Here is a 12,197-nt window from a genome sequence, read left to right on the forward strand (position 1 = left end):
TCATACCGCATTCAGCCTGTGGTTTTTCGGGTCTCCACCGTTAAGAATTTGTTAACCTAATCGAAGCGAATATTAGATTATTCTAATTACCCGCTATTGGGGTGATTCTGCGTTACGCACCGCGATAATCGGCAACGCAGCAGCTTGGGGAGAGAGCATGAAGTTCACAACATCAGGCTACCTATTGTCACTTGCGGCGTGCATCCTTGTGCCGGCATCAGGCATGGCGCAGGTCGCCACCTCGAATTTCACGGTACAGATCACCATTCAGGCGGCATGCCAGATCAACTCAGCCGGCAATCTGAATTTCGGCACGAACGGCGTCATCAGTGACAATGTCGATGCCACCAGCCAGATCGTCGTCCAATGCACGTCCAGCACACCCTTCAGCCTGGGCCTGAGCGCGGGTGCCGGTTCGGGCGCCACCGTCGCCGACCGCCTGATGACATCCCCGGCAGGCGCTACCATTTCCTACTCGCTCTACACGACTGCCGCACACACCACGGTTTGGGGAGATACCGTGGGAACGGACCGGCAGACTGGAACAGGAACAGGAGCGCCGCAAACATTCACGGTCTATGGGCGTGTGCCTGCCCAGACGACACCTGCGGTCGGCGTCTATACCGATACGGTGACGGCCACGCTCAATTACTGATCGCCATAGGGAGGATCGCGCATGCGTCTTTTTACCTTAGCGGCTGCGTTTATTGCCGGTTTGAGTGTCTCACCTTCGCACGCAGCATCCCTGCGCGTTGCACCCGTCATCCTGGACCTGAGGGCGCCGACGGCGGCGTCCAGCCTGCGCATTTGGAATGACGCCAAAACTCCGATCAATGTTCAGGTGCGGATATTCCGCTGGACCCAGCAAAACGGTTCGGACATCTATACCGCAGCCGAGGATGTTGTCGCCAGCCCGCCGATGACGCAGCTGAAACCGGGGGCGGAGAACCTTATCCGCATCGTGCGGCTTTCCAAGGCGCCCGTCAGGGCAGAAGAAAGTTATCGCGTCATCGTGGACGAGTTGCCCGCTGCGGGAAAACCCCAGCCCGGCACGGTCAATCTGGTCGTTCGTCACTCGATACCCGTTTTCTTCTCTCCCGCATCCACAGGTGATGCCGAGCCGGTCTGGTCGATAACGCCGCAGGGCAAAGGTTACAGGGTATCCGTCTCCAACGCGGGTCAGAAACGGATACGGATCGCCAATCTGAAAATTCTGAGCGGCAACGGACAAGCGATTGCCCAGCAGCAGGGCCTCGTGGGCTATGTGCTCGGCAAATCCGGCGCAAGCTTCCTTGTTCCGGCGACAGGCGGCAAAAGAGCCGGCGGCACGCTGAAGATTTCAGCGGATAGCGAAGGCGGCCCCGTCAATGCGACGGCGCGCGTCAACGGCGGCTGACCTTGCCGTTTTGACGATTGCAGGTTTGACGATCATTTCATCGAGCAGCGTCTCCGTGGCGCAGGATTTGCCCCCTGCGACGCCACTGGCCTCCTTTGCCGCAAAAGAGGCCGGACAATTGCAGCTTGAAGTCTACATCAACGATGTTTCAACGGAACTGATCGCGACATTTCGTCAAAACGACACCGGATCACTTCTCATCGAGCCGGAGCAGCTGAAAAATATCGGGATTTCTCCGGTTGAAAGTGCCGCAGGCGACGATGGCTGGATCGATGTTTCCAGACTGCCGGATGTGGTGGCGCGTTACGACGAAAGCACGCAGTCCATCCATTTCACCCTGCCCATGGCAGCGCGGGCAAGCAAGGTGATCGATGCATCCGGCAAGAGCCCTCAGGAGGAAGACGGGGATGCGCAGGAAAAGGCCACAAGCGATTTTGGAGGTCTGGTGAACTACACGATCTACGGCTCGTCCGGCGGCAGCAAATGGTCGGATATTACCGACTTCAATGGTGTCTCGGCCCTGCTTGAAAGCCGGGTGTTCGGTCCGCTCGGCGTGCTGTCATCGTCTCAGGTTCTGAGCACCTCCCGTCTGTCGCAATTCGACACCCAGCGCCTCGATACCACCTGGAGCTATTCCGATGAGGACAGCCTGACGACCTATCGGGCCGGAGACCTGATCACCGGCGGACTGAGCTGGACACGTCCGACGCGGTTGGGTGGAGTGCAGGTCCGCCGCAACTTCGATCTGCGGCCGGATATCGTCACCATGCCGATGCCTGAATTCGCCGGCTCCGCGGCGGTGCCTTCAACCGTCGATGTCTACGTCAACAATATTCGCCGCCTGTCGCAGGATGTGCCCGAAGGCCCGTTCTCCATCACCAACCTTCCGGTGATCAGCGGCGCGGGAAATGCAAGACTGGTGGTGCGGGACGCGCTGGGCCGCGAAACCGTATCCGAAACGCCCTTTTACACGTCGCCGGATCTGCTGGCGCAAGGCCTGATCGACTTTTCCGCGGAACTCGGTTTTGCCCGGCGCAATTACGGAACCTCCTCTTTCGACTACGATGAACGACTGCTCGGATCGGCGACGGTGCGTTACGGGCTATTGGACAGCCTGACGCTCGAAGGTCACGCCGAAGGTGGGGAAGATTTTTACAATATCGGCTTTGGCGGCGTCTTCACGCTTGGGGCCTATGGATTGGCAGCGGTTTCGGGCGCATCAAGCCATTTTGATGCGGAAAGCGGCTATCAGCTGTCCGCAAGCGTCGAAGCGGAGTTGCTCGGCGTAAGGTTTAACGCGCGGTCACAACGCACCTTCGGTGACTACAACGATATGGCATCCGTCTCCGCCGATATTTCGAAGACCCGGACGATAGCCGGTCTGCTGAGCGCGCGACCGCCGCGTGCGCTGGACCAGATTTCTCTTTCCACCCAGCTCGGCTTTGATGAAACGAGCCTGAATTTCTCCTATACACAGCTGGAAACCTTCGATGAGAGGCGGTCGCGACTGCTGGGCCTCTCCGCAACGCGACCCTTCGGCGAAAACGGCAATATCTTCATTACCGCCTATAAAGACCTTGAGGACAACCATTCCTACGGCGTCTTCGCCGGGCTGTCCTGGTCGTTCGGCGGTGGTGTTTCCGGTTCAGCCGGCATGTCGTCGGATGCCGACGGATATTCCCTGACGGCGGAGGTCGGGAAATCCGAAGAGCAGGCCGAGGGAAGCTATGGCTGGCGGTTGCGCGGTTCGACGGGCGGCAACGATATCGCCTCCGTGTCCGGCAGTTATCGCGGCAGTGTCGCGCGCGTTGCCGCGGGTGTCGATCAATTCAACCGCACAACGCAGGCCTATGCGCAGATCGACGGATCGATAGCGCTGGCGGGCGGCGATGTCTTTGTCGGAAACCGGATCGATGACGCCTTTGCGGTTGTGGATGCAGGTGCACCCGGCGTTGATATTCTGCTGGAAAACCGCCCCATCGGCCAAACGAACCGCCGCGGAAAGATATTGCTTCCCAACCTGCGGTCCTATGACGTCAACAATATCACGCTGGACCCCAGCAATCTTCCCGTCGATGCCCGCATAGACAGGACAAAACAGAGAGTCACACCAGCAGAGCGCGCGGGCGCAATCGTCGATTTCAAGGTGGAAACCGGAGGCCAGGTAGCGCTGGTGACGCTGAAGGACGAGACCGGCGAATTCATCGAAACCGGATCGACCGGCAAGATCGACGGCAAGCGCGACTTCATCGTCGGTTATGACGGACAGGCCTATCTCGACAATATCGGCAAAACCCATCGGCTTTCCATCACGCAACCCACGAAAGGCGAGTGCGAAGCGCAGATTACCATTCCCCCTGCCGCCAGGACCCGCGCCACCCTTGAGGCCATATGCAGGAGCGTCCAATGAAAGTTCTGACCCGCACTGCCCTTGCCATCGCCGCTTTCCTGTCCGCATCACCGGTTCTGGCGCAAAGCTGCAGCTTCAGCATGTCGGACATGAGTTTCGGTTTCGTCAACCTTGCAAGCGGCAGCGCCGTCGATACAACCGCAACATTGTCGGTCACCTGCTCCAACCCCCTGTCGCTGGCACTTTCCATCCGTATCTGCCCCAACATCAATGCTGGCAGCGGCGGACAATCGGGCGGTATCCGCCGGATGCTCCAGGGCAGCAACATCCTCAATTATCAGCTGTACCAGAACTCCGGACGCACGACGCCCTGGGGGTCGGTTACGCAGTCCGCACTCGGATCGCCTCCGCCGATCGACATGGCGCTGCCACTTCTGCTCAACAGCACGACCCGCACGGTTTATGGCAGGATCAACGCCGGTCAGGCCGCTGCGGCCCGTGGCCCTTATCTCTCCAGCTTTGCCGGCGCCGAGACCAATTTCACCTATACGTCCTTCACTTTGTTTGCACCGAACTGCGCCGACGTCACCCAGAACCCCACGCAGGTGCCGTTCAACGTCACGGCTGCGGTCTCGCCCACCTGCATTGTTTCGGCGCAGAACATCAATTTCGGCAGTCACGGCGTTCTCAATACCGCAGTCGATGCGGCCGGGGCCGTCACACTCACCTGCACCAGCAGCCTGAATTACAGCGTCGCGCTGAATGGCGGCCTGAGCAACAGCCCGCCGGCCACGCGCCAGATGGTGCTGGCAGGTGCATCGATAATCTACGGGCTTTATCGTGACGCCAACCGCACGAATGTCTGGGGAAGTGCGGCCGGACAAACCGTCAGCGGCACCGGGACAGGCAGCCTGCAGACACTGAACGTTTACGGACGCGTACCGGCACAGAACACGCCGGCACCGGGAAATTACAGTGACACCGTCGTCGTGACCGTCAGCTATTAGGCGAGGTGCAGTGGCACGCGGAGGCGACGGAGTGAAATCACGACAGCCGCGTCTGGGCCCTCACCGCCTGTTAGCCGTCGACCGGATCACCACCAGTTCCCTCCGAAGATCACCAGAAGAGCCAGAAATATCCATACGAAAATTCTGACTTTCCTATGGATACGCTTCTCATCTGCAGTCCGGGGCTGTCTTGCCCCAAAGAGATTTCCGACAATCTCCTCAAAAATATGAAACATTGTTCCCTGCGATCTAAAGCTTCCTTCTTCCCATGACAGTCCAGCGGGCCTGAAAAGTAAAGGAGCTTTCCCGTTGCAAAGGCAGCGGCATCGACGCCGGAAAGGCCCTTTCAGCGGGCACACCATCCTCATACCAAATATTTCAGAGGAACTTACGCACTGGAATTCCCGCCAGTCCATGCTCTAGGCTATGGTGACGATAAGCACCGCGTTCCCATGGCCCGTCACGCGCGTACCGGAGTGACCATTGGCGACGTAGAAACAGTGTCTGCCCGCAGGCCTGACGTTATGGGGAGAATGACCATTTTGAAACATGTGCTTCCAGCGGTTTTATTCGCGTTTTCGCTTGGTCTGCCGCTTTCATCGGCCCGGGCAGATGTTTCATCCACTCATCAAAACGAGGCGGCATCCGCATTCCAGGCTCTTGACGCGCTTGCACGAGACACCCGCGCGCAGGGGGATTTACCACGCTTGTCCAATCCTACCCATGCCAGGGTGCTCGACCGGTTGTGGAACGTCGAGGCGACACTTGGTGCGCCGCCTTATCAAGCGGCCGATGTTCCCGCACTTCTGACAATCGGCGACAGGGCCGGCGCCGTTTTCAAAACTTACGTGCTATTTGCCCCACAGAACGGCACGGTTCCCGATACCGCCGCGAACACATTCAAATATCAGGATGAAATCGCGCGCGCCGGGGCCTATCTGCTCAATGTATATGCGGCAGAGCTGGAGGCCGCCACCGACTTCGTCAGCAAGCTGCCCGCCGATCAGATGAACGAGGCGCGCCGCGCCGGCTTGCGCCAGATGAGGCTCGGGATCACGGAACAGGTCACGGGATTGATGCTCATGCTGCGTTCACCGGGCTTGCGCCCCGAGAACCGCCTGCTTTTGCTGGACGCACTCAATGGCAGCGCCATTCCTCTTGCGGCTGCCATATCGCCAGCGGACAGGAAAGCCGTTACAGCCCAGATCGAGGCAGCCCTGCCCGGATTGTCCCAACCCGAGCATGACAGGGCACAGACATTGAAATCCGCCTTCACACCCCAGGAATGCAACGGCCTTTGCGCCTTGGGCGACTAGCCGCCGGGCGGCGCACCCCGCCCCCGGCTGCCCGGCTTGAGACGAAAGGCAGGGCACGGGATCACCTCGACATCATCGCCAACGGCCACAGGACGATCTGGGGAAAGATCACGAGCAACACAAGGACCGCGATCTGAGCGACCATGAAGGGCACCACACCCTTGATGACACCGGTCATCGGAACGCGTGCCACCCCGCAGACGACATTGAGCACGGTGCCGACCGGCGGTGTTACCAGCCCGATTGCGTTGTTCATGATGAACAATACGCCGAAATAGACCGGGTCTATTCCTGCCTGCTTGACGATTGGCATCAGCACCGGGGTCAAGATCAGAACCGTCGGTGTGAAGTCCATCGCCGTGCCGACGATGAGGACGATCACCATGAGGATCGCCATCAGGATAATCTTGTTATCCATGAACGGCTGGACCATGTCGGCCAATTGCTGCGGGATGTTCGCGGTCGTGATGAGCCAAGCGGAAACGCCGGCAGCGGCGACGAGGAACATGACGACGGCGGTGGTTTCGGCCGCGCGATACATCAGCCCGAACAGGTCGGAAAGCTTGATTTCACGATAGACAAAGACGCCGACAAACAGGGAATAGACCGCCGCTATCACCGCCGCTTCGGTCGGCGTAAAGGCGCCGATCTTCAGTCCGCCGATGACGACGACGGGCATGACGAGCGCCCACAGCGCCTTGCGTGTCTCGCTCAGCCGCTCGGCAAGGTTCCGTCTGGGTTCGACACCGGGATTATCGCGCCCGATGCTCCAGCGCCAGGCCAGCATGATGGCAAGGCCCATCAGGATTCCGGGCACGATGCCGGCCAGAAAGAGTTTGGTGATGGATACGCCGCCAGCGACACCAAAGATGATCATGCCGACCGAAGGCGGAAGCACCGGTGCGATGATGCCGCCGCAGGAGATCAGCCCGCAGGAACGATTGATATCGTAGCCGGCATTGCGCATCAGCGGGATGAGTACGGATGCAAGTGCCGCCGCATCGGCAACCGCCGAGCCGGAAAGCGACGCCATGACGATGGCGGCCAGAACCGCGACATAACCGAGGCCGCCGCGAATATGTCCGATCCACGCCATGGCCATGGTAATGATGCGCCGGGTCATACCGCCGGCATTCATCAGTTCACCGGCCAGCATGAAGAAGGGAACGGCAAGCAGGGGAAAGCTGTTGGCGCCGTCCCACATGTTCTGGATGACGATCTGCGGATCGGTGATGCCCATATAGAGCATCATCACAAGACCGCATCCGATCAGCGCGAACGCAACCGGCATGCCGAGCGCCATCAGGCCAAGAAGCGAGCCTATGAAGACAAAAACGATCATGATCAGCGCCCCTTCTGCTCGTCGGTTGCGCGTGCCGCCTGAAGCCCCTCATCGAGGCCCTCCTCATGCACGTCGATCAGTTCGTCATCGGCAATGTCTCCCATGGCCAGCCGCACGAGGTTCGACAGGCAGATCAGGGCGATCGCCGCGCCGGTGACGTAGCTGACGCCATAGACCCACAACATGCTAATCTCCGCGACCGGAGATTCCGTGATTTTCAGGATGTCGTGCTGAAGCCAGGTGCCGTAAAAGATGAAGGCGGCGCAGATGAGCATCACCACCTGGCTGATTGCCCAGCACAGCTTTCGTCCAAGGACCGGCAACGTCTGCACGACGATATCGACACCCAGATGGCTGCGTCTGTGCAGGCCGATGATCCCCCCGAGGAAGGTCATCCACACAAAGGCAAATCGTGGAAGCTCCTCCGAAATGTCGATCCCGGTGTTAAAAAACAGACGCAGAACGACATTGCCGAAGACCATCACAAGCATCGTGGCCATGCAGAGTACAAGGATGATCTCAATCGCGCGGTAAAAACCGCCGACGCCTGCATCCAGAAATGCGCGCATTTTCATCTCCCCGGCGAGATGGCCGCCGCATTCGATGTGCGGCACCCCTCGCAGATTTCACAGTCCCCTCCGCAGCACCATGGTGGCGAGCCGGCACTCAGCCGGCCCGCTGGCGATAACGGTTTTATTTTCTGTGTTTGGCGATCTCGGCATAAAACTGATCGACGAACTCGACGCCGATCACGTCCCTCGCCTTGGTAACGACCGGCTCAATCGCCATGCGGATCGCATCGAGTTCCGCTGGCGGCATTACCGTCGCCGCCATGCCCTCGGCCTCGAGTTTCTTCAGGGCTTCGCCGGCATCGCGCAATTCGGCCTCGCGCTGGAAGGTGCGTGTTTTCTCCGCTGCGGCCTGAACGGCACTCTGCTGTTCCGGCGTCAGCGAATCATGGAACTTCGCGGAAGAAAGTAGCGCCACCGGCGTATAGACGTGATTGGTGACTGTCAGATATTTCTGCACCTCGAACATCTTGTTCGCATACATGTCCACGAAAGGATGCTCATAGCCATCGAGCGCCCTTGTTTCCAGCGCCGTGTAGACCTCGGTGAACGCCATTGGCACGGCGTTCATGCCAAGCGCCTTGAAGCTTGCGAGCGCCATGGGGCTTTGCATGACCCGAACCTTCAGCCCCTTCATATCGGCGAGCGATGCCACCGGATGCTTGCTGTTCGATAGATTGCGGAACGCGCCGCCGGCCCAGACAAGGCCGTGGATTTTCATGTCGGCAAGGTTGTCGAGCAGGCGTTTTCCCTGTGAGCCGTCAAGCACGTCCGCCGCCTCGGCATCGGTCGCGAAGAGGAAAGGAATGTCAAAGATCTGAAGTTCCTTCTCATGGGTGGCGATTGGCGCGAGTGCACCCATGTAGAAGTCGATGGTTCCCGACTGGAGCGCCATCAGCATCTTTTCTTCGGAGCCGATTGCGGAATTGCCGAAGACATCGACTTTGACGCTGCCGCCGGTTGCCTTCGCCACTTCCTCGGCGAAATATTTCATCGCCGCCGAGCGTGGATGGGTGTCGGCGAAGCCATGGCCGAGCTTTGCCACCTTGACGTCCTGGGCCAGGATCGGCGTCGCCGGCATGGCGGCAAAGGCAATCGCCGCACACAGGCCGACACCGAAGCCGCGCCGCGCCATATCCTGCGTGACACCCGTGCCGAAGCACGATGCCAGATATTGTTTTCCCGCGCCGAATGCGCGCTTCATCGATACGAGTTTCATGTTGCTCCTCCCCTTGGTTTTACTGGAACCCGTCACGCTCTCCCCAAGCGCGACGAAACGAATTGCGGGCGCTCGCCTACAACACGGAAATCATGCCGCCATCGGCATAGACGATCTGGCCATTGACGTAGTCGGATGCTGCGGACGCAAAATAGATGACGGTTCCCGCCAGTTCTTCGGGCCGGCCCCAGCGTCGCGCCGGCGTGCGCGCCTTGACCCAGGCGTCAAATTCCGGGTTGGTGAGCAAGGCCTCGTTCATATCCGTGATCATGTAGCCGGGGCCGATCGCATTGGCCTGAATGCCCTTTTCGGCCCACTCGGCCGCCATGGCCTTGGTCAGCATCTTGATGCCGCCTTTCGCCACGGTGTAAGGCGCGACCGTTGCCCGGGCGAGTTCGGAGGTCAGCGATCCGATATTGATGATCTTGCCGGAACCGCGCTCCGCCATCCGCCTCGCCGCCTCCCGGCCAACAAGGAAGGCCGAGGTCAGATTGGTATCGATCACCCGGCGCCAGTCGGCGGTCTCCAGCTCAAGCATCGGCTTGCGAAACTGGATGCCGGCATTGTTGACGAGGATATCCACCCGGATACCGTCCCGGTCGAGCCGCTCGAAGGCTGCGATGACAGCGGCTTCGTCGGTCACGTCAAACGCCGCCGTCAGCACGTCGCGGCCGGCCGAGCGCATCGCCGTGGCCGCCTCTTCCAGTCGCTTGGCGTCGACGCCATTGAGGATAACCCGGGCGCCGGCATTCGCCAGCCCCTCGGCAAAGGCCCGCCCCAAACCACGGGACGAACCGGTGACCAGCGCCGTCTTGCCGCTCAGATCAAATAGTGAGACGCTCATGACGATTCCCCTCAGAGTTCAGAGACGCGCACGGACAGATCCGAGCGTTCGAAGAAGGACGGTTGCAGTTCAGTGCCGAGACCGGGGCCTTCCATTGGGTAAACGAAGCCGCCCTCGATACGCGGAACCTCCGTCACCAGTTCGCGATACCAGCCCTTGTAAAAGGCACGCACGCTTTCCTGGATGAGGGTGTTGGGTTGCGAAAAGCTCATATGGATGGCCGCAGCGAACCCGACCGGGCCGATGCAGTCATGCGGGGCAAAAGGCCGGTGATAGGTTTCCGCCATGGCCGCGATCTTGCGGCCCTCGGTCAAACCGCCCGTCCAGCACAGGTCGGCCATGACGACATGGGCGGCGTCGCGGTCGAGATAGTCCTTGTAGGCAAAACGTGTCCCGAGCGTTTCGGAGGCGCAGGTCCACACATCGGTGGAATGCGCGTATTCGGCAAGCGCCTGCGGCGAATTCATCCGTATCGGATCTTCGTACCATGTGGGCTTGAAGGGTTCGAGCGCCCGGGCGATCTGCTTGGCAACCGGCAGGTTCCACAGCGAGTGGAACTCGACCATGATATCCATCTTGTCGCCGACGGCCTTGCGGATCAGCTCGAACGGCTTGATCGCCGTCTTCATCTGTTCCGCCGTGATGAACAGGCCGCGGTTTTCCATCGCCGGAGGATCGAACGGCCAGATCTTCATGGCCGTGATCCCGTTCGACAGAAGGTCTTCCGCCAGTTCGCCCGCCCGGTTCATGAAACCGTCGAGATCCTCGTAAGGACCCGCCTCTTCCCCCAGGTTCCAGGTGTCGACCGGCTTGATCTTCTTCGTCCGCACATAGCGGCTTCCGGCGCAGGTATTGTAGACGCGCATCTTCTCCACGCAGAGCCCGCCCAGCATCTGGTGAACGGGCTGCCCGCACACCTTGCCGAACAGATCCCATAGCGCGATGTCGATTGCGGAGGCGGCCCGATGTTCCGCCCCCGTCGAAGCATGTGCCATGGGCAGGTTGAGCATTTCCCGGTGAAGAGCCTCTATATGAAGCGGATTGCGGCCCACGAGCCGGCTTGCCAGCGTATCGTGGATGTGGGCCTCAACGGCCGCCGCACCGTAAAAGGTTTCGCCGAGGCCGGTAACGCCCTGATCCGTCTCCACATGCACCCAGAGAACATTGGAGAACTCCTCTGCACGAAAAGTCTTGATCGCAGTTATCTTCATCATCGCTTCCGTTCAATCCGCCCGGCTTTCGCCAGGTCGCCATTTCAGCGGGAGAACCACAGAGACAAAGGAAATCCATCGATCGCATGCGAGAGCATGCGGCCCTGTTTCTCCATCAAGGTCTGACTGACGATTCTCTCCGCCCGATTTTTATGGCAGAATTTCTGCCAGTCTCTTATAATGCTGTCAACCGAAATTATGAAAGTAGTATTCCGAAATGACAAAAGCTGTAGGACAAGTTTTCGAAGAAGATATAGGTCTCGTTGAGCGAGCCATAGTCGACGTGCGCGCCTATATGCGCGAAAACCAGCTTCGGCCGGGCAGCCCCATGCCAAGCGAAACAGCCATGGCCGCCAAGCTCGACGTTTCCCGGTCCGTGGCACGGGAGGCCTTTCGTGCCCTTGCCGCGCTTGGAATCCTGGAAGTCAGCTCCGGTCGCCGGGCGCGTGTTGCCGCGCCGGATGCGATACCGCTCAGCATGATTCTCGATCATACCGTGACAACGAAGCAGCTCAGCGTTCAGCAGGTTCTCGACGTTCGGCGCACGCTTGAGTTGCGCACGGCAAGCCTTGCGTCGCTGCGCCGGACGGACGCGCAGGCGCGGGAGCTTCTCCAGATCGTGGAAGACATGTTCAACGCGCTCGAAACACCGGAGGCGGTGATGGAACTCGACATTCGTTTCCACGAACTGATTGCCCAGGCTTCCGGCAACTCCCTTTATGGAATCATCGTCGGCTCTTTCCGCGTCGTAACGCAGCAGACCTGGCATATCGGCTGGCGCAGCCGCGCCACTCTGGAGAACCGCACGGAAAACATCCGCTGCCACCAGAGGATCGCTGAAGCGATCAGCCTGCAGAATATGGAGATGGCGGAGGCTGCCATGACCGAGCATTTCGACTCGGCCGTCGGCGTCCTGCTTCGGGCGGGCGTCAACTGACGAAGC

General features: G+C 59.8%; 11 protein-coding genes. 6 read left to right on the forward strand and 5 right to left on the reverse strand.

All coding sequences use genetic code 11. The annotated features are described in order from the left end of the window. Positions 1-157: 157 nt before the first annotated feature. From JZX88_RS24865 to JZX88_RS24885, 5 genes are all read left to right on the forward strand, one after another. Positions 158-655: a spore coat U domain-containing protein gene (locus JZX88_RS24865; protein ID WP_065116604.1), complete on the forward strand. Its 498-nt coding sequence runs from the start codon at positions 158-160 to the stop codon at positions 653-655. Positions 656-676: 21 nt separating this feature from the next. Further along, a complete protein-coding gene (locus JZX88_RS24870) occupies positions 677-1,396 on the forward strand; it encodes a molecular chaperone (RefSeq protein ID WP_206915066.1) in 720 nt (239 codons plus the stop codon). Continuing rightward, a complete protein-coding gene (locus JZX88_RS24875) occupies positions 1,368-3,806 on the forward strand; it encodes a fimbria/pilus outer membrane usher protein (RefSeq protein ID WP_206915067.1) in 2,439 nt (812 codons plus the stop codon). Before JZX88_RS24870 ends, JZX88_RS24875 begins: the two co-directional genes overlap by 29 nt. Further along, positions 3,803-4,753, forward strand: coding sequence for a spore coat U domain-containing protein (locus tag JZX88_RS24880; protein ID WP_206915068.1), 951 nt, complete (start codon positions 3,803-3,805; stop codon positions 4,751-4,753). The genes JZX88_RS24875 and JZX88_RS24880 overlap by 4 nt, the downstream gene beginning before the upstream one ends. 551 nt (positions 4,754-5,304) lie before the next feature. Next, complete coding sequence (locus JZX88_RS24885; RefSeq protein ID WP_371741266.1) at positions 5,305-6,069, forward strand: hypothetical protein; 765 nt, start codon at positions 5,305-5,307, stop codon at positions 6,067-6,069. 61 nt (positions 6,070-6,130) lie between these two features. Here the strand turns inward: JZX88_RS24885 and JZX88_RS24890 are convergent, their stop codons facing one another. The 5 genes from JZX88_RS24890 to JZX88_RS24910 form a co-directional block, all read right to left on the reverse strand. Further along, on the reverse strand, positions 6,131-7,411 hold the full coding sequence (locus JZX88_RS24890; protein ID WP_065116609.1) for a TRAP transporter large permease: 1,281 nt from the start codon (positions 7,409-7,411) through the stop codon (positions 6,131-6,133). A gap of 2 nt (positions 7,412-7,413) precedes the next feature. Beyond that, a complete protein-coding gene (locus JZX88_RS24895) occupies positions 7,414-7,980 on the reverse strand; it encodes a TRAP transporter small permease (protein ID WP_206915069.1) in 567 nt (188 codons plus the stop codon). 124 nt (positions 7,981-8,104) lie between these two features. After that, entirely contained in the window at positions 8,105-9,199 is a 1,095-nt protein-coding gene (locus tag JZX88_RS24900; protein ID WP_206915070.1) for a DctP family TRAP transporter solute-binding subunit, read from the reverse strand. A gap of 76 nt (positions 9,200-9,275) precedes the next feature. Next, positions 9,276-10,043 (reverse strand): SDR family oxidoreductase, encoded by a 768-nt coding sequence (locus tag JZX88_RS24905; RefSeq protein WP_206915071.1) that lies wholly within the window; start codon positions 10,041-10,043, stop codon positions 9,276-9,278. An 11-nt stretch (positions 10,044-10,054) separates the two neighbouring features. Next, positions 10,055-11,254, reverse strand: coding sequence for a mandelate racemase/muconate lactonizing enzyme family protein (locus JZX88_RS24910; protein WP_110760504.1), 1,200 nt, complete (start codon positions 11,252-11,254; stop codon positions 10,055-10,057). Between the two features lie 217 nt (positions 11,255-11,471). On the opposite strand from JZX88_RS24910, the gene JZX88_RS24915 reads away from it, so the two are divergent. Then, positions 11,472-12,191, forward strand: coding sequence for a FadR/GntR family transcriptional regulator (locus tag JZX88_RS24915; RefSeq protein ID WP_065116613.1), 720 nt, complete (start codon positions 11,472-11,474; stop codon positions 12,189-12,191). The last annotated feature ends 6 nt before the right edge of the window (positions 12,192-12,197 follow it).

The organism is Agrobacterium sp. OT33, assembly GCF_017313365.1.
Lineage (GTDB): Bacteria > Pseudomonadota > Alphaproteobacteria > Rhizobiales > Rhizobiaceae > Agrobacterium > Agrobacterium rhizogenes_A.